Source organism: Pantoea pleuroti (assembly GCF_014156615.1).
Taxonomy (GTDB): Bacteria; Pseudomonadota; Gammaproteobacteria; order Enterobacterales; family Enterobacteriaceae; genus Pantoea; species Pantoea agglomerans.
The window spans coordinates 1-17,134 of the sequence record NZ_SBFD01000011.1 but is presented as its reverse complement, the minus strand read 5'-3'; the positions used below and the strand labels follow the sequence as shown (position 1 = coordinate 17,134).

15 protein-coding genes are annotated in these 17,134 nt (G+C 55.5%); 5 read left to right on the top strand and 10 right to left on the bottom strand.

Annotation, left to right across the window (positions count from 1 at the left end):
- From mraY to ilvI, 10 genes are all read right to left on the bottom strand, one after another.
- Positions 1–1,083 (bottom strand): phospho-N-acetylmuramoyl-pentapeptide-transferase, encoded by a 1,083-nt coding sequence (gene mraY, locus EPG66_RS19660; RefSeq protein ID WP_003854755.1) that lies wholly within the window; start codon positions 1,081–1,083, stop codon positions 1–3.
- Positions 1,077–2,435 carry a UDP-N-acetylmuramoyl-tripeptide--D-alanyl-D-alanine ligase gene (gene murF / locus EPG66_RS19655; RefSeq protein ID WP_083070559.1) on the bottom strand — a complete coding sequence of 453 codons (1,359 nt, stop codon included), beginning with the start codon at positions 2,433–2,435 and terminating at the stop codon, positions 1,077–1,079. The genes mraY and murF overlap by 7 nt, the downstream gene beginning before the upstream one ends.
- Positions 2,432–3,919 (bottom strand): UDP-N-acetylmuramoyl-L-alanyl-D-glutamate--2,6-diaminopimelate ligase, encoded by a 1,488-nt coding sequence (gene murE / locus EPG66_RS19650; RefSeq protein WP_182687898.1) that lies wholly within the window; start codon positions 3,917–3,919, stop codon positions 2,432–2,434. The genes murF and murE overlap by 4 nt, the downstream gene beginning before the upstream one ends.
- Positions 3,906–5,672: a peptidoglycan glycosyltransferase FtsI gene (locus EPG66_RS19645; protein ID WP_010671821.1), complete on the bottom strand. Its 1,767-nt coding sequence runs from the start codon at positions 5,670–5,672 to the stop codon at positions 3,906–3,908. Before EPG66_RS19645 ends, murE begins: the two co-directional genes overlap by 14 nt.
- Positions 5,673–5,688: 16 nt before the next feature.
- Positions 5,689–6,009, bottom strand: a complete 321-nt coding sequence (ftsL, locus tag EPG66_RS19640; RefSeq protein WP_003854764.1) for a cell division protein FtsL — start codon at positions 6,007–6,009, stop codon at positions 5,689–5,691.
- Positions 6,006–6,947 (bottom strand): 16S rRNA (cytosine(1402)-N(4))-methyltransferase RsmH, encoded by a 942-nt coding sequence (gene rsmH / locus EPG66_RS19635; protein WP_010253859.1) that lies wholly within the window; start codon positions 6,945–6,947, stop codon positions 6,006–6,008. The genes ftsL and rsmH overlap by 4 nt, the downstream gene beginning before the upstream one ends.
- Before the next feature lie 2 nt (positions 6,948–6,949).
- Complete coding sequence (gene mraZ / locus EPG66_RS19630; protein ID WP_009092149.1) at positions 6,950–7,408, bottom strand: division/cell wall cluster transcriptional repressor MraZ; 459 nt, start codon at positions 7,406–7,408, stop codon at positions 6,950–6,952.
- A 494-nt stretch (positions 7,409–7,902) separates the two neighbouring features.
- Positions 7,903–8,913: a catabolite repressor/activator gene (cra, locus tag EPG66_RS19625; RefSeq protein ID WP_031594409.1), complete on the bottom strand. Its 1,011-nt coding sequence runs from the start codon at positions 8,911–8,913 to the stop codon at positions 7,903–7,905.
- 195 nt (positions 8,914–9,108) lie between these two features.
- Complete coding sequence (ilvN, locus tag EPG66_RS19620; protein ID WP_003854770.1) at positions 9,109–9,600, bottom strand: acetolactate synthase small subunit; 492 nt, start codon at positions 9,598–9,600, stop codon at positions 9,109–9,111.
- Positions 9,601–9,602: 2 nt separating this feature from the next.
- Positions 9,603–11,324, bottom strand: a complete 1,722-nt coding sequence (gene ilvI, locus EPG66_RS19615; protein ID WP_031594410.1) for an acetolactate synthase 3 large subunit — start codon at positions 11,322–11,324, stop codon at positions 9,603–9,605.
- Positions 11,325–12,055: 731 nt separating this feature from the next.
- On the opposite strand from ilvI, the gene leuL reads away from it, so the two are divergent.
- From leuL to leuD, 5 genes are all read left to right on the top strand, one after another.
- Positions 12,056–12,139 carry a leu operon leader peptide gene (gene leuL, locus EPG66_RS23290; protein ID WP_099257765.1) on the top strand — a complete coding sequence of 28 codons (84 nt, stop codon included), beginning with the start codon at positions 12,056–12,058 and terminating at the stop codon, positions 12,137–12,139.
- A gap of 89 nt (positions 12,140–12,228) precedes the next feature.
- Positions 12,229–13,791, top strand: coding sequence for a 2-isopropylmalate synthase (gene leuA / locus EPG66_RS19605; RefSeq protein WP_031594411.1), 1,563 nt, complete (start codon positions 12,229–12,231; stop codon positions 13,789–13,791).
- A gap of 2 nt (positions 13,792–13,793) precedes the next feature.
- A complete protein-coding gene (gene leuB / locus EPG66_RS19600) occupies positions 13,794–14,885 on the top strand; it encodes a 3-isopropylmalate dehydrogenase (RefSeq protein WP_182687896.1) in 1,092 nt (363 codons plus the stop codon).
- A gap of 4 nt (positions 14,886–14,889) precedes the next feature.
- A complete protein-coding gene (gene leuC / locus EPG66_RS19595) occupies positions 14,890–16,296 on the top strand; it encodes a 3-isopropylmalate dehydratase large subunit (protein WP_010671818.1) in 1,407 nt (468 codons plus the stop codon).
- Between the two features lie 3 nt (positions 16,297–16,299).
- Positions 16,300–16,905 carry a 3-isopropylmalate dehydratase small subunit gene (gene leuD / locus EPG66_RS19590; RefSeq protein ID WP_010253835.1) on the top strand — a complete coding sequence of 202 codons (606 nt, stop codon included), beginning with the start codon at positions 16,300–16,302 and terminating at the stop codon, positions 16,903–16,905.
- Positions 16,906–17,134: the final 229 nt, after the last annotated feature.

Sequence of the window (17,134 nt, the reverse complement as noted above, 5' to 3'; positions counted from 1 at the left end):
TTAACGCACCTTCAGCGTGGCCAGGCCAATCAGCACCAGCATTAGCGAAATAATCCAGAAGCGCACAATGACGCGCGGTTCCGGCCAGCCCTTAAGTTCATAGTGGTGATGGATCGGCGCCATGCGGAAAATACGCTGGCCGCGCAACTTAAACGATCCCACCTGCAGGATGACCGACAGCGTTTCAACCACAAACACGCCGCCCATAATCACCAGTAAAAATTCCTGACGCAGCAACACCGCAATGGTGCCCAGCGCGCCGCCCAGCGCCAGCGAACCCACGTCGCCCATAAAGACCTGAGCCGGATAGGTGTTGAACCACAGGAAGCCCAGCCCTGCCCCGACGATGGCGGTACAGACAATCACCAGCTCACCGGCGTGACGCAGATAGGGAATGTGCAGATATTCAGCAAACTTCACGTTACCGGTGGCCCAGGCAACCAGCGCAAAGCCCGCGGCGACAAAGACGGTTGGCATAATTGCCAGCCCATCCAGGCCATCGGTCAGATTGACCGCGTTACCCGTTCCGACAATCACAAAGTAGGCCAGCAGCACATAAAACAGACCTAACTGCGGCATGATATCTTTGAAAAAGGGCACGACCAGTTGGGTCGCGGGGGTATCTTTGCCCGCCGCATAGAGCCCGAACGCGACGCCCAGCGAAATCACCGACATCCAGAAATATTTCCAGCGGGCGATCAGGCCTTTAGTGTCTTTGCGTACCACTTTGCGGTAGTCATCGACAAAGCCGATGATGCCAAAGCCGATTAACACGAACAGCACGCACCAGACATAGGGATTCGACGGATATGCCCACATCAGCACCGAAATGGTGATGGAGGTGAGAATCATGATGCCGCCCATGGTCGGCGTGCCGCGCTTACTGAAATGCGATTCCGGGCCATCGTTACGGACGACCTGGCCAATCTGTAATTTCTGCAGCCAGGCGATCAGGCGCGGCCCCATCCAGAGAGAGATGAATAACGCGGTCAGCAGGCTGACAATGGCGCGAAACGTCAGATAGGAAAAGACGTTAAATCCCGAATAAAAAGCGACCAGATGCTCGGCCAGCCAAACTAACATGTTCCTTTCTCCTTTAAGTTCTGTACTACCTGCTCCATGGCGGCACTACGTGAACCTTTTATCAGGACGGTAATTTCTGAGTGTTCGGACAACAATTGACGCAAACGTTCAGTCAGCGCCGTCTTATCGCTGAAATGTTCGCCAACTTCACTGCTTTCACTGATGAAATGGCTGAATTTTCCGGTGCTCAGCACGCGATCAATGCCTGCGTCACGTGCCGCCTGGCCGACTTCGCGGTGACAATTTTCTGTCTCTTCACCCAGTTCCGCCATATCCCCCGTGACCAGCACACGGTAACCCGGCATTTCTGACAGGACCTGAACGGCCGCAGTCATCGAACCGACGTTAGCGTTGTAGCTGTCATCCAGCAGCAGCTGATGCGCAGAGAGGCGAACCGGGAACAAGCGACCTGGCACCGACTGCAGGTTTTTCAGCCCCTGCTGAACGGCGCTAAGCGGTGCATCCACTGACAGGGCCAGTGCCGCCGCCGCCAGGGCGTTGGCGATGTTATGCCGACCCGGCAATGGCAGCACGATCTCAGCTTCGCCACGCGGCGTTTTCATCACAAAATGGGTGCCGTCCTGAGCAATGCGGATATCACGGGCGGAGAATTCACACTCTGCCGCCTGCGGTGAGAAACGCCACACGGTTTTATCCTGCAGCGTGCTCTGCCAGCTGGGCCAGTCATTGCTCTCTGCATTCAGAATCGCAATGCCGTGAGCCGGTAAGCCCTGGAAGATCTCGCCCTTGGCCTTAGCGACACCGGCCAGCGAACCAAAGCCTTCCAGATGCGCCGCGGCCAGGTTATTCACCAGCGCGCTTTCCGGTTGAACCAGATCGGTGGTGTAAGCGATTTCGCCCTGATGATTAGCACCGAGTTCGATGACCGCATACTGATGTTCTGCAGTCAGCCGCAGCAGCGTCATCGGTACGCCATAATCGTTGTTGAGATTACCTGCGGTGTAGAGCGTCTCGCCGCACTGACGCAGAATCGCCGCCGTCATCTCTTTAACCGAGGTTTTGCCGGAGGAGCCGGTCAGCGCCACTACACGGGCGGTCGACTGCTGACGAACCCATGCGCCCAGCCTGCCAAAGGCGAGCCGGGTATCTTCAACCAACACCTGTGGCACAGCGACAGGTAAATGCTTACTTACCAGCAGCGCCTGCGCGCCATTCGCAATGGCATCGCTGGCGAAGTCGTGCGCATCAAAGCGTTCGCCCACCAGCGCAACAAACAGGCTGCCCGCCGTCACTTTGCGGGTATCGGTGGTCACGTCACTCAGCGTTAAATCGCTGCCGTGCAGCGTGCCGCCGGCGATTTCCGCCAGGGTTTTTAATGAAACCGGAATCATGCAACGCCTCCCAGCAGTGCCGCAACGGTGGCACGATCGGAGTAGTCGAGACGGCGGTTGCCAATGATCTGATAATCTTCGTGGCCTTTGCCAGCCACCAGCACGATATCGTCGGGCTGCGCCTGCATAACGGCGTTAGTAACCGCCTGCGCACGACCAGAGACCACGCGGGCGCGGCCTGGGTCCAGCAAACCGGTCAGAATATCTTTTACAATCGCCTGCGGATCTTCGCTGCGCGGATTGTCATCCGTAATCACCACCACATCCGCATATTGCTCAGCAATCGCGCCCATTAACGGGCGTTTGCCTTTGTCACGGTCGCCGCCGCAACCAAACAGGCACCACAGTTTTCCTTTGCAGTGCAGACGTGCCGCTTCCAGCGCTTTTTCCAGCGCATCCGGGGTGTGGGCATAATCCACGACGACCATCGGTTTTCCTGCGGCGCTGAACACTTCCATACGGCCGTTGACCGGCTGCAACTGCGGTGCAACGCTGATTAGCGCCGCCAGCGGATAATCCAGTGACAGCAGCGTTGCCAGTGCCAGCATCAGATTGCTGACGTTGAAGGCACCCATCAGCGGACTGTCGATTTCGCCGTTGCCCCAGCTGGAGCTGAAACGAATATGTGCGCCGTTATCGTGGTAATCCACCGCATCGGCTTTAAGCCAGCGCCCGTGACAGCCCGGCTGGAGGTTATCCTCCATGGTGACCGCAACGGCATCAGGTAAGCGTGCCAGCCAGCGACGGCCGACTTCGTCATCCGCATTAAGAATCGCCTGCCCGACCTGATGCTCAGAAAAGAGCAGCCATTTAGCTGACTCATAGCTCTGCATATCACCGTGGTAATCGAGGTGATCGCGACTGAGATTGGTGAAGACCGCCGCGGCAAACGGCAGCGCAGCGACGCGATGCTGAACCAGTCCGTGTGACGAGATTTCCATTGCGGTCAGGGTCGCCCCTTTTTCAGCCAGATCGTGCAGCAGATGCTGAACATCAACCGCTGAACCCGTGGTATTTTCTGCCGCCGCTAAGTGACCTACCAGCCCATTGCCGACGGTGCCCATCACCGCGCTGGTCTCACCCAGTAGCGTCGCCCACTGCGCCAGCAACTGGGTGGTGGTAGTTTTACCATTGGTGCCGGTGACGCCAATCAGCTTCTGTTTTTCGCCCGGTTGCTGATAAAAACGGCCAGCCAGGGCCGAAAGGCGCTGATGCAGCTGCGCCAGATAGATAACCGGTACGCCGTGCATTTCACGGATTTCGCCGTCGGACGCCTCACCCTCAGCTTCCGCCACCACAGCGGCAACGCCCTGCGCAATTGCCTGCGGAATGAAACGGCGTCCATCAACCTGATGGCCTGCAACAGCGACAAACAGATCGCCAGAAGCCGCAATGCGGCTATCCAGGGTCATGTCACGCAGTGGGCGCGCCGGCGCGCCTGGCACCCAGGGGCCGAGTAAATCGCGCAGGTTACGATCTGTCACTTGATTCCTCACTTCTGTTAGTCACCAGCTCATTCTTGTCATTGGTCGGTAACGCGTCCGGCTCGATGTTCATGGTACGCAGTACGCCACCCATGATGGCACCAAATACCGGTGCAGAGACCGCACCACCGTAATACTTGCCGGCCTGGGGATCGTTGATCACCACCACCAGCGCGAATCGTGGATGACTGGCAGGCGCGACGCCTGCGGTGTAGGCAATGTATTTATTAACGTAGCGTCCGTCCGGCCCGACCTTTTTCGCCGTACCGGTTTTTATCGCAATGCGATAACCCTTGATTGCCGCTTTGACGCCCCCGCCACCGGGCAGCGCCACGCTTTCCATCATGTGCATCACGGTTTTCACCAGTGACTCATCGAAAACGCGTTGTCCCGCGACGGGCGGATCCACTTTGGTGATCGACAGCGGGCGATTAATGCCATAGCTGCCAATCGTTGCGTAGACTCGCGCTAACTGTAACGGCGTTACCATTAGCCCGTAGCCGAAAGAGAAGGTGGCCCTCTCTATGTCAGACCACCGTTGTTTTTTAGGGTATAAGCCACTGCTTTCCCCGACCAGCCCCAAATTGGTCGGTTTGCCCAGTCCAAAGCGCGCGTAAGTTTCTACCAGCGCTGAGGAAGGCATCGCTAACGCCAGACGTGAAACACCGACGTTACTCGACTTCTGTAAAACCCCTGTCAGGGTCAATTCGTTGTAGCGCGCCACATCTTTGATCTCATGACCATTGACGCGGTACGGCACGGTATTCAGGACGCTGTTCTCTCTCACCACACCACGCTGCAGCGCCGTCATCACCACCATCGGCTTCACGGTAGAGCCCGGTTCGAAAATGTCGGTAATGGCGCGGTTACGCATCAGATCTTTTGGCGTGTTGCCGAGATTGTTCGGGTTGTAAGCCGGGCTGTTGGCCATCGCCAGCACTTCACCGGTATTGACATCCACCAGCACCGCCGTACCCGATTCCGCTTTGTTAAAGGCGACGGCGTTATTCAGTTCACGATAAACCAGCGCCTGTAACCGCTCATCAATGCTCAGCGTCAGGTTATGAGCGGCCCGGCTGTCCACCGAAGAGATATCCTCGATGACCCGACCGTACCGATCTTTACGCACCGTCCGCTCGCCGGGGGCACCGGTCAGCCACTTATCAAAGCTCTTCTCGATGCCTTCAATGCCCTGCCCGTCGATGTTGGTAAAGCCAATCAGATGGGAGGTGACCTGCCCGGCAGGGTAGTAACGGCGTGACTCTTCGCGCAGATGAATACCGGGGAGTTTTAGTTTTTTGACGTAGTCGCCGATGGCCGGATTGACCTGGCGCGCCAGATAGACAAAGCGGCCTTTGGGATTGGCATTCACGCGGGCGGCCAGCTGATCAAGGGGAATAGAGAGCGCATCGGAAAGCGCCTTCCAGCGGCTGTCCAGCGTCACGCCGCCACCGGCGTGCAACTCTTTGGGATCGGCCCAGATAGCGTTGACCGGCACGCTGACTGCCAGCGGACGTCCGGCGCGATCGCTGATCATGCCGCGTGAGGTGGGCACCGCCTGAACACGCAGCGAGCGCAGATCGCCCTCTTTTACCAGCTTGCCAGGATTGATCACCTGCAGCCAGGCCACACGTGACAGCAATCCACCCAGCGCCAGTAAAATACAGCCGCACAGCAACGCAAAACGCCAGCTTACAAAGCTGGCTTTATCTTCCGGTTTCTTCAATTTCAGCGTTCTGCCTGTGCCGCTCATTCGCTATCTGAGGTCCTTATTTCTGCACCACGATATTTTCTTGTGAAGGATCAACGTGCTGCAACTGCAGCTTCTCGGTGGCGATGCGTTCAACGCGGCTGTGATCGCCCAGTGCATTCTCTTCCAGGATCAGGTTGCGCCACTCAATATCGAGTGCGTCACGCTCCAGCACCAGCTGTTCGCGCTGCGCGGTTAACAGTCGTGTTTTATGGGTGGTGGTCACCACCAGCACGGCAGAAACCACCACAGCGATCAGCAACAGCACCGGAATCTTGCCCTTTCGCAGCAGATCCCCGCCGATAACGGCAGGCAGACTGTGACGCTCATTACCGATCATGCGTCGGTTTTCTCCGCGATACGTAATACCGAGCTGCGCGCGCGTGGGTTCTCAGAGACTTCAGCGTCACCCGGCGACATTTTGCCGAGCAACTTCAGTTCACGCCCACCCAGGGCACGCAGCTGATGTTCAGTCATAGGAATCCCAGGCGGCACCTGCGGCCCGCGACTCTGATCGCGCATAAAGCGCTTCACCAGCCGATCTTCCAGTGAATGGAAGCTGATGACAGAGAGGCGGCCCTGCGGGGCCAGCACTTCAACAGCGCCTTTCAGAGCAATATCGATCTCTTCCAGTTCGCTGTTAATCCAGATACGAATCGCCTGGAAGCTGCGCGTGGCCGGATGCTTAAACTTATCTTTTACCGGCATGGCGATTGAGATCACCTCAGCCAGTTCACGGGTCCGGGTCATCGGCTGTTCGCGATTACGCTCGACAATGGCCCGGGCGATGCGTTTGGCGAATCGCTCTTCACCGTAGGTCTTCAGGACAAAAGCGATATCCGCCTCTTCTGCGTGCAGCAACCATTCTGCGGCGGAGTGCCCGCGCGACGGGTCCATTCGCATATCCAGCGGTCCATCACGCATAAAGGAGAAGCCACGTTCGGCGTCATCCAGCTGCGGTGATGAAACCCCCAGGTCCAGCAAAATGCCGTCAATCTTTCCGACCAGATCCCGTTCAGAGACATACTCTGCCAGCGCGGAAAAAGGGCCATGAATAATTGAAAAACGCGGGTCGGTGATCTCTGCTGCAGCGGCGATAGCTTGCGGATCACGATCGATGGCGATCAGCTTTCCCTTCTCTCCCAGCTGCGAAAGAATCAGGCGTGAATGGCCACCACGACCAAAAGTGCCGTCGATGTAAATACCGTCTTCCCTGATATTGAGGCCGTTAACCGCCTCATCCAACAGCACGGTGGTATGTTTGAAATTTTCCTGCATAGCTATAGCGACAAGTCCTGCAACCGCTCAGATAAAGGCTCCTGAGCCGACTGTTCTGCGTCAATATCGTCCCTGACTTGTTGATACCAGGTCTGTTCATCCCACAGCTCAAATTTATTGAACTGTCCAACCAGCATCACTTCTTTGGTTAATTTTGCGTGCTGCCGAAGCGTATTCGCCAGCAGCAGGCGGCCTGCATTATCCATCTGACATTCACTGGCATGCCCCAGCAGCAAACGCTGCACGCGGCGCTCAAGTGGATTCATACTGGAAAGGCGTGCCAGCTTTTTTTCAATGATTTCCCATTCGGGCAGGGTATAAAGCAACAGGCATGGCTGGTGGAGGTCGATGGTACAGACCATCTGCCCCTGAGACTCCCCAATCAGCAAATCGCGATATCGCGTGGGTACGGCGAGCCGCCCTTTGCTGTCGAGATTGACTAACGTTGCTCCGCGGAACATGCCAGTCTCTTCTCCTCATCACCCATTTACGCCACTTTATCCCACTTTTTACCACGAAACGAGTTTAAGGATCCCATGAAATCCTTGTCAAGCCGGAGCGGCAGGTGAATATCACTATTTACAGAGTGAAGAATTAATCTCAGGCGACGATATAAACGAATAAAAGGGGGAAGTAAAAAATAAGCCGATGAATACCTGAATAAAAAAAACTGCCCGGGAAAAAACGACTAAAAATGAAACAATGTAAAGGGCTAAATATTAATCGTGGTTTCTGAGACAGCGGCGGCATTTTAGGGGATTTCCGAAAGGAAGCCCAGCGGCTTCAGGCCAGACGGGAAAGTAAGTTTGTTGAAGTTGTAAGCAGATAATAAAAATAACCCTTTCTGCTTTGTTAGATTTGATGAGCAGAATTTACGCTTTTTTACGTCGACCTGTTTATTTAATCAGTTAAATCGTTAAATAAAATGGGCGGGCAGCGTAATACTGCCCGTGACTCATTTAACTTTTCGGCTTAATTGTCCGCGACGGTATAAATTACGGCGAATGCGGGTTAAGCCAGGTTTTGGTTTTCTGGGTTCATCCAGCGAGGCTAAAACTAATTCCAGCACGCGCTCTGCCACGTCGCGATGACGCTGACCTACCGCCAGCACCGGACACTCAAGAAAGTCCAGTAATTCGTGGTCGCCAAAGGTGGCGATGGCCAGCTCGGTCGGAAGCCGTCCGTCTCGTTTCAGCGTCACATCCATCACACCCTGCAACAGACCAAATGAGGTGGTAAAAAGCGCCTCCGGCATCGGGTGATCTTCAAGGTATTGTTCAAACAGTGCCGCGGCGGCTGTGCGTTCGAAGCTATTGCAGTAGATGTAGTCAATCGGCCGGGGATCGTCTTTCCATGCATCGCGGAACCCCTGCTCGCGCAGGAAACTCACTGACAGCTCGGGTAACGCACCGAGGAACAGCACATTTTTGACCTCAAGCTGACGCAGTTCAGCCGCCAGCATGTGGGCATCATCCTGATCGGCACCCACTACGCTGGTGAAATGTTCACGATCCAGGGCGCGATCTAACGCAATAATCGGCAGGGGATCGTTGATCCAGCGCTGATAAAAGGGATGCTCTGGCGGTAACGAGGTGGAGACGATGATCGCATCGACCTGGCGCTGTAACAGATGCTCAATGCAGCGCATCTCATTATCGGGCTGATCTTCAGAACAGGCGATCAGCAGTTGATAGCCGCGCTGACGGGCCTGCCGCTCAAGATAGTTCGCAATACGGGTATAACTGGTATTTTCCAGATCGGGGATCACTAACCCAATTGAGCGCGTACGCCCGGCGCGCAGCCCGGCAGCCACCGCATTGGGGTGATAATTATGCTCACGTACCACCGCCATGACTTTCTCAACGGTTTTGTCGCTGACACGATACTGCCGCGCTTTGCCGTTGATCACATAACTGGCCGTGGTGCGCGACACGCCTGCCAAACGCGCAATTTCATCCAGTTTCACGATAACCCCACCATCAAATCCGCTTTTACGGCAGAAATAGCCGCAGTTAAGCTATGGATAACTCATGGCTATCATCTAACAGCAGAAAAGTGCGCGGAGCAACCGCTTTTCTGAATGTAACTCGTCTGGCGCATAAAAAATAAAAAACCCGGCATTTCGCCGGGTTAGGTGAGGATTGATGATGACGCAGCGTGATTAACGCATGATGCGATCGCCGCGTGAAACGCCGACGATACCGGAGCGTGCCACTTCAACAATTTCGGCAACATCGCGGACGGTACTCAGGAAGGCATCCAGTTTATCACTGGTGCCGGCTAGCTGAACCGTGTACAGCGTCGGCGTCACGTCGATGATCTGACCGCGGAAGATCTCGGCGTTACGCTTCACCTCTTCGCGGCCATAACCGCTCGCCTGAATCTTCACCAGCATGATTTCGCGCTCAACATAGGCGCCCTGCCCCAGCTCGGTGACGCGGAGCACATCCACCAGCTTGTGCAGCTGCTTTTCAATCTGCTCCAGCACCTTCTGATCGCCCACCGTCTGAATGGTCATCCGCGACAGCGTAGGATCATCCGTTGGTGCCACGGTCAGGCTCTCAATGTTATAGCCGCGCTGCGAGAACAAGCCGACGACACGGGATAATGCGCCGGATTCGTTCTCCAGCAGAACTGATAAAATACGACGCATAATTATGTCCTCTCCGTTTTGCTCAACCACATTTCATCCATGCTGCCACCGCGAATCTGCATCGGGTAAACATGCTCGCTACCGTCAACGGTGACATCCACAAATACCAGACGTCCCTTCGCCAGGGTTTCCAGCGCCAGCGTCAGCTTCTCTTCCAGCTCAGCCGGATGCTCAATCGCGATCCCGACGTGGCCGTAGGCTTCCGCCAGACGCACGAAGTCAGGCAGCGACTCCATGTAAGACTGTGAGTGACGGCCGGAGTAGATCATATCCTGCCACTGTTTCACCATACCCAGCACCCGGTTATTCAGGTTCAGCACCAGCACCGGCAGATCGTACTGCAGCGCGGTGGAAAGCTCCTGAATGTTCATCTGGATACTGCCATCGCCGGTAACGCAGATGACTGTTTCATCCGGCAGCGCCATCTTCACGCCCAGCGCAGCAGGCAGGCCAAAGCCCATGGTGCCCAGACCGCCGGAGTTGATCCAGCGACGCGGTTTGTCGAAGGGATAATAGAGCGCAGCAAACATCTGGTGCTGGCCCACATCCGAGGTCACATACGCATCGCCTTTGGTCAGACGGCTGATGGTTTCAATCACCGCCTGCGGCTTGATTTTGTCGCTGGTGCGATCAAATTCCAGGCAGTGACGACTGCGCCAGCCCTCAATCTCCTGCCACCAGTCGTGCAGGCTCTCAGCGCGCTGGCTTTCGCTTTGTGCCAGTAACTCCAGCATCTGCTGCAGCACCTGCTTCGCATCACCCACAATCGGAATATCCGCCGCCACCGTCTTGGAGATAGAGGTCGGGTCGATATCAATATGCATCACCGTGGCGTTGGGACAATATTTTGCCAGGTTGTTGGTGGTGCGGTCATCAAAGCGAACACCAATACCAAAAATCAGGTCGGTATTGTGCATCGTCATGTTGGCTTCGTACGTGCCGTGCATACCGAGCATGCCAACGCACTGACGATGAGTACCAGGAAACGCGCCCAGGCCCATCAGCGAGGTCGTCACCGGAATATTCAAGCTTTCGGCCAGCTTTAACAGTTCTGCTTCGCAGCCTGCGGTAATGGCACCACCACCGGCGTAGATCACCGGCTTCTTCGCGGCCAGCAATGTGGTCAGCGCACGCTTGATCTGACCTTTATGGCCCTGAATAGTCGGATTGTAGGAGCGCATGCTCACCGTATCCGGCCAGTGATAAGGCAACTTGTTGGCCGGATTCAGAATATCTTTTGGCAGATCGATTACCACCGGCCCCGGACGTCCGGTGGAAGCCAGCCAGAACGCCTTTTTCAACACGGTTGGGATCTCTTCGGTACTTTTCACCAGGAAGCTGTGCTTCACTACCGGACGAGAGATGCCGACCATGTCGCACTCCTGAAAGGCGTCATAGCCAATCAGCGACGAGGGAACCTGACCCGAGAGGATCACCAGCGGAATCGAGTCCATATAGGCGGTGGCGATACCGGTAATCGCATTGGTTGCGCCGGGTCCGGAGGTGACCAGCACCACGCCGACTTCACCGGTGGCGCGCGCCAGGCCGTCAGCCATGTGCACCGCACCCTGCTCATGACGCACCAGAATGTGATCGATACCCCCGACGGTTTGCAGCGCATCATAGATATCCAACACTGCGCCACCCGGATAACCGAATACCTGCTTAACGCCCTGATCGATTAACGAACGGACGACCATTTCGGCTCCTGACAACATCTCCATCTTCTGCCTCCAGGCTTGAGGACCCGGCTCTGTTAATACGCCCGTTAACGCGTACCACATTGCCCTGGTGCCTGCTTTGCCAATCAAAATCTTATGTTTATGCATGACAGCGGAAACAACTGCCGCTGTCCGGTTACAGAGAAATCTGTTGAGTTTATTTTTCTGAGAGTAGGTCGATTACCATAACCGCAGTTAACCGGGCAGGCAAACCGCAAACCCACGTAAATTAAAAGGCAGGGGCGTAAAGGCTCTGCCCGATAAGAATTGGCTGCGCGGATTAAACTAATTACGCGGCAGAACCGCAGAGGAAAATGCTGATTAAGAAATTATTTTCAGCGTGATCTAAGAAATAACGAAAACTTATTACCCGGCTGCCCTGGCCCACAATCGCCTGACACTTTTCTTTTCTGGCGTAATTAACCATTAAATCGTTGAAGCGCATTCGATTATGCTAAAGAGCAGGTGATATATCCTGTATCCTCGCGAGACAACTTCCAGATAAAGTCGTTTATTTTCAATATAATAAAATCAAACTTCCGCAAAATCAGTGCTCATTCCCGGGTTGTTCACTTCCGCAGCCACTACGGCGCTGTTCATTACGCTGCCTGACCGTTAAATAACAGAATATCTTCCTCTGGCACCACTAAGAATACCCCTGCATTGAAGGTTGACATCCCTGAGTGATTCCAGTACCAATATGTACAGCACAACATTTTATAAGGTTTGAATCCATGTTTCGTTCTGTTCGCCTTCTCGGTCTACTACTAAACGCACTCAGCTTGCGCGGTAGACTTGTGGGCGGAATCAAACACTGATTCAAACCTGCTGAAAGTTAAAAACCCGCGCCTGTCGCGGGTTTTTTTATGCTCGTTGCCAGGCCAGAAAAAGCATAAGGATGATTACGATGAGCCAGCAAGTCATTATTTTCGATACCACTCTGCGCGACGGTGAGCAGGCATTACAGGCCAGCCTGAGTGTGAAAGAAAAATTGCAGATTGCTTTAGCGCTGGAGCGCATGGGCGTGGATGTGATGGAGGTCGGTTTCCCTGTCTCCTCACCGGGCGACTTTGAGTCTGTGCAGACCATTGCACGCACCATTAAAAACAGTCGGGTTTGCGGTCTGGCACGCTGTGTGGAAAAAGATATTGATGCGGCGTACGAATCACTGCGCGTTGCTGAAGCCTTCCGTATTCATACCTTTATCGCCACCTCGCCGATGCACATCGCCACCAAACTGCGCAGCACGCTGCCGGAAGTGATTGAGCGTGCGGTGCATATGGTGAAGCGTGCGCGTAACTACACCAGCGACGTTGAGTTCTCCTGCGAAGATGGCGGCCGCACCCCGATTGATGACCTGTGCCGGATGGTGGAAGCCACGATTAACGCCGGTGCCACCACCATTAACATCCCGGATACCGTTGGCTACACCCTGCCAGGCGAGTATGCCCACATAATCAGTGAGCTGATGAATCGCGTTCCTAACATCGACAAAGCGATTATCTCTGTTCACACCCACGATGACCTGGGTATGGCAACGGGCAACGCCCTGGCTGCCGTACAGGCGGGTGCGCGTCAGGTTGAAGGAACGATGAATGGCCTGGGTGAACGTGCCGGTAACTGTGCACTGGAAGAGGTGATCATGGCGATTAAAACCCGCCAGCAGATCATGAACGTGCATACCAATATCAATCATCAGGAAATCTACCGCACCAGCCAGATGGTCAGCCAGATCTGCAATATGCCGATCCCGGCGAACAAGGCCGTGGTCGGCTCTAACGCCTTCGCTCACTCCTCGGGTATTCATCAGGATGGCGTGCTGAAGAACCGCGAGAACTATGAAATCCTGACGCCGGAATCGATCGGCTTACACAAAATCCAGCTGAACCTGACCTCACGTTCTGGCCGCGCGGCGGTAAAACATCGCATGGAAGAGATGGGCTATGCCGAGCAGGATTATAATCTGGATACGCTGTATGACGCCTTCCTGAAGCTGGCCGATAAAAAAGGTCAGGTCTTCGATTACGACCTGGAAGCGCTGGCCTTCATCAACAAGCAGAATGAAGAGCCGGAACATTTCCAGCTGCACGAATTTAACGTCCAGACCGGTTCCAGCATCACCGCCACCGCCTCTGTCAATCTGGGCTGCGGCGATGTCGCTAAATCGGATGCAGCCACCGGTAATGGCCCGGTTGACGCGGTCTACCAGGCGATTAACCGTATCACCCAGTTCGACGCTGAGCTGGTTAACTACAAGCTGACCGCGAAAGGCCACGGCGAGAATGCGCTGGGTCAGGTCGATATCGTCGTGAGCTACAACGGCCGCAAGTTCCACGGCATTGGTCTGGCGACCGATATTGTGGAGTCCTCCGCCAAAGCGATGGTCAATGCTCTGAACAATATCTGGCGTGCCCGTCAGGTTGAACAAGAATTGCAGCGCAAATTTAAAGATCAGAAGGAAACCGTATAACCATGTCCAGCTCATCTCATATCGCAGTTTTACCCGGTGATGGTATCGGCCCGGAAGTGATGGCGCAGGCTATGAAAGTGCTGGATGCCATTCGTCAGCGCTTTGATATGCAGATCACCACCCAGGAGTATGCGGTCGGCGGCGTTGCTATCGATCAGCATGGTGAACCCCTGCCACCCGCAACGGTTGCAGGCTGCGAGCAGGCCGACGCGATTCTGTTTGGTTCCGTTGGCGGCCCGAAATGGGAGCACTTACCGCCGGCATCGCAACCGGAGCGCGGTGCGCTGCTGCCGCTGCGCAAACATTTTAAGCTGTTCAGTAACCTGCGTCCGGCTGCACTCTACAGCGGACTGGAGGCGTTTTGCCCGCTGCGCGCCGACATTGCTGCCAAAGGTTTCGACATTCTGTGCGTGCGTGAACTGACCGGCGGCATCTATTTTGGTCAGCCGAAAGGACGTGAAGGCAGCGGCCCGGAAGAGCGTGCATTTGATACCGAGGTCTATCACCGTTTCGAAATTGAGCGTATTGCCCGCATCGCGTTTGAATCGGCGCGCAAACGCCGTAACAAAGTCACCTCGGTTGATAAAGCCAACGTGCTGCAGACCTCAGTGATGTGGCGTGAAATCGTCAACGAAGTGGCCAAAGAGTATCCGGACGTGCAGCTGAGCCACATCTATATCGACAACGCCACCATGCAGTTGATCAAAGACCCGTCGCAGTTTGACGTGCTGCTCTGCTCCAACCTGTTCGGCGATATTCTCTCTGATGAGTGCGCCATGATTACCGGCTCGATGGGGATGCTGCCTTCCGCCAGCCTGAATGAAGCGGGCTTTGGCCTGTTCGAACCCGCGGGTGGCTCGGCGCCGGATATCGCCGGTCAGAATATTGCCAACCCGGTCGCCCAGATCCTGTCGCTGTCGCTGCTGCTGCGTTACAGCCTGAATGCTGATGAGGCTGCCGACAGTATCGAACGCGCCATCAGCCGTGCGCTGGAACAGGGCTACCGCACCAAAGATTTAGCCGGTAATGGCCCAGCGGTCAGCACAGATGAGATGGGCAGCATCATTGCTCGCTTTATCGCCGAGGAAAAATAAAAAAATGAAAACCTTATACCAGAAGTTATTTGATGCACATGTCGTCCACGAAACGCCAGAAGAGACGCCGTTACTCTACATTGATCGCCATCTGATCCATGAAGTGACCTCGCCCCAGGCCTTTGATGGTCTGCGCGCCCACGGACGTAAAGTCCGTCAGCCGGGCAAAACTTTTGCCACCATGGATCACAACGTCTCAACCCAGACCAAAGATATCAATGCGTCGGGCGAGATGGCGCGTATTCAGATGCAGGAGCTGATGAAGAACTGCGCTGAGTTTGGCGTACAGCTGTATGACCTGAATCATCCGTTCCAGGGCATCGTCCACGTTATCGGTCCTGAGCAGGGCATGACGCTGCCGGGTATGACGATTGTGTGCGGCGACTCGCACACCGCGACTCACGGTGCGTTTGGCTCGCTGGCCTTTGGTATCGGCACCTCTGAAGTTGAACATGTGTTTGCGACGCAGACCCTGAAACAGGGTCGCGCAAAAACCATGAAGATTGAAGTGCTGGGCCAGGCGTCAACCGGCATTACGGCTAAAGATATCGTGCTGGCGATCATCGGCAAAACCGGCAGCGCAGGCGGAACCGGCTATGTGGTCGAATTCTGCGGTCCGGCGATTCAGGCGCTGAGCATGGAAGGTCGTATGACCCTGTGCAACATGGCGATTGAGATGGGTGCGAAAGCGGGCCTGGTGGCACCGGATGAAACCACCTTCAACTATCTGAAAGGTCGTCAGTTCTCGCCGCAGGGTGAGAAATGGGAGCAGGCCGTTGATTACTGGCGCACCCTGAAGTCTGACGAAGGCGCGAAATATGATGCGGTGGTAACGCTGCATGCTGAAGAGATTGCACCGCAGGTCACCTGGGGCACCAATCCGGGTCAGGTTATTGCCGTTGATCAGGTGATCCCGAATCCGGCCTCGTTCGCCGATCCGGTTGAGCGCGCCTCAGCCGAAAAAGCCCTGGCCTACATGAACCTGCAGCCAGGCATCAAACTGACCGATGTGGCGATTGATAAAGTGTTTATCGGCTCCTGCACCAACTCACGTATTGAAGATCTGCGTGCCGCCGCCGCCATCGCCAAAGGCCGCAAAGTCGCGCCTGGCGTGGTCGCCATGGTGGTACCGGGTTCCGGCCCGGTGAAAGCGCAGGCCGAAGCGGAAGGTCTGGACAAAATCTTCCTGGAAGCGGGCTTTGAATGGCGTCTGCCAGGCTGCTCTATGTGTCTGGCGATGAACAATGACCGCCTGAATCCGGGTGAGCGTTGCGCGTCAACCAGCAACCGTAACTTTGAAGGCCGTCAGGGCCGTGGTGGACGTACTCATCTGGTCAGCCCGGCGATGGCCGCGGCGGCTGCCGTAACCGGCCACTTTGCCGACATCCGTGAACTGACGACAGGAGCTTAAGTCATGGCGAATAAATTTACTCAGCACACCGGCATTGTTGCGCCGCTGGATGCCGCGAATGTCGATACGGACGCGATCATTCCCAAGCAGTTTTTGCAGAAGGTTACGCGCACCGGTTTTGGACAGCATCTTTTCCACGACTGGCGTTTTGAAGATGACGCCGGCACCGTGCCAACGCCCGGCTTTGTGCTGAACAAGCCTGAGTTCAAAGGCACCAGCATCCTGCTGGCGCGTGAAAATTTTGGCTGCGGCTCTTCACGTGAGCATGCGCCCTGGGCACTGACCGATTTTGGTTTTCACGTGGTGATTGCGCCGAGCTTCGCGGATATCTTTTATGGCAACAGCTTCAACAACCAGCTGCTGCCGGTGAAGTTAAGCGAAGAGGAAGTGGATGAGCTGTTCAGACTGGTTGCGGACCAGCCCGGCATCAGCTTCACGGTAGACCTGGAAGCGCAGACGGTCACCGCTGGCGATAAAGTCTATTCGTTCGAGCTCGACAGCTTCCGCCGCCACTGCATGATTAACGGCCTCGACAGCATCGGTCTGACGCTGCAGCACGAAGCGTCGATTTCGCAGTATGAGCAGAATCAGCCCGCCTTTCTGCGCTGATTGAGTTAAAGCAGGGCGACATCGGGTCGTAATGCTGATCAGTTAAGATTAGATTGGTAAAGGCTGTCACGGTCAAACGTGGCAGCTTTTTTTCTTGGCGAGCCAGCCGCAGTGCGGGCCTGAGCACCTCTGCTCTCGTGCCCTTTCTGACAACATGCACTCAAGCTTCAGAGCAGGCAGGTGCCGGGCAGGGGCAGGCAATCCGCAGCGCTGAACAGAATGAGTCTGC

What these genes read in the sequence shown, in the direction of transcription:
- rsmH (WP_010253859.1), bottom strand. Translation starts at nt 6,947, where the DNA reads ATGCAGGAAAATTTCAAACATACCACCGTGCTGTTGGATGAGGCGGTT.
- leuC (WP_010671818.1), top strand. Translation starts at nt 14,890, where the DNA reads ATGAAAACCTTATACCAGAAGTTATTTGATGCACATGTCGTCCACGAA.
- leuA (WP_031594411.1), top strand. Translation starts at nt 12,229, where the DNA reads ATGAGCCAGCAAGTCATTATTTTCGATACCACTCTGCGCGACGGTGAG.
- ftsL (WP_003854764.1), bottom strand. Translation starts at nt 6,009, where the DNA reads ATGATCGGTAATGAGCGTCACAGTCTGCCTGCCGTTATCGGCGGGGAT.
- ilvN (WP_003854770.1), bottom strand. Translation starts at nt 9,600, where the DNA reads ATGCGTCGTATTTTATCAGTTCTGCTGGAGAACGAATCCGGCGCATTA.
- leuL (WP_099257765.1), top strand. Translation starts at nt 12,056, where the DNA reads ATGTTTCGTTCTGTTCGCCTTCTCGGTCTACTACTAAACGCACTCAGC.
- leuD (WP_010253835.1), top strand. Translation starts at nt 16,300, where the DNA reads ATGGCGAATAAATTTACTCAGCACACCGGCATTGTTGCGCCGCTGGAT.
- ilvI (WP_031594410.1), bottom strand. Translation starts at nt 11,324, where the DNA reads ATGGAGATGTTGTCAGGAGCCGAAATGGTCGTCCGTTCGTTAATCGAT.
- mraY (WP_003854755.1), bottom strand. Translation starts at nt 1,083, where the DNA reads ATGTTAGTTTGGCTGGCCGAGCATCTGGTCGCTTTTTATTCGGGATTT.
- murF (WP_083070559.1), bottom strand. Translation starts at nt 2,435, where the DNA reads ATGATTCCGGTTTCATTAAAAACCCTGGCGGAAATCGCCGGCGGCACG.
- EPG66_RS19645 (WP_010671821.1), bottom strand. Translation starts at nt 5,672, where the DNA reads ATGAGCGGCACAGGCAGAACGCTGAAATTGAAGAAACCGGAAGATAAA.
- leuB (WP_182687896.1), top strand. Translation starts at nt 13,794, where the DNA reads ATGTCCAGCTCATCTCATATCGCAGTTTTACCCGGTGATGGTATCGGC.
- mraZ (WP_009092149.1), bottom strand. Translation starts at nt 7,408, where the DNA reads ATGTTCCGCGGAGCAACGTTAGTCAATCTCGACAGCAAAGGGCGGCTC.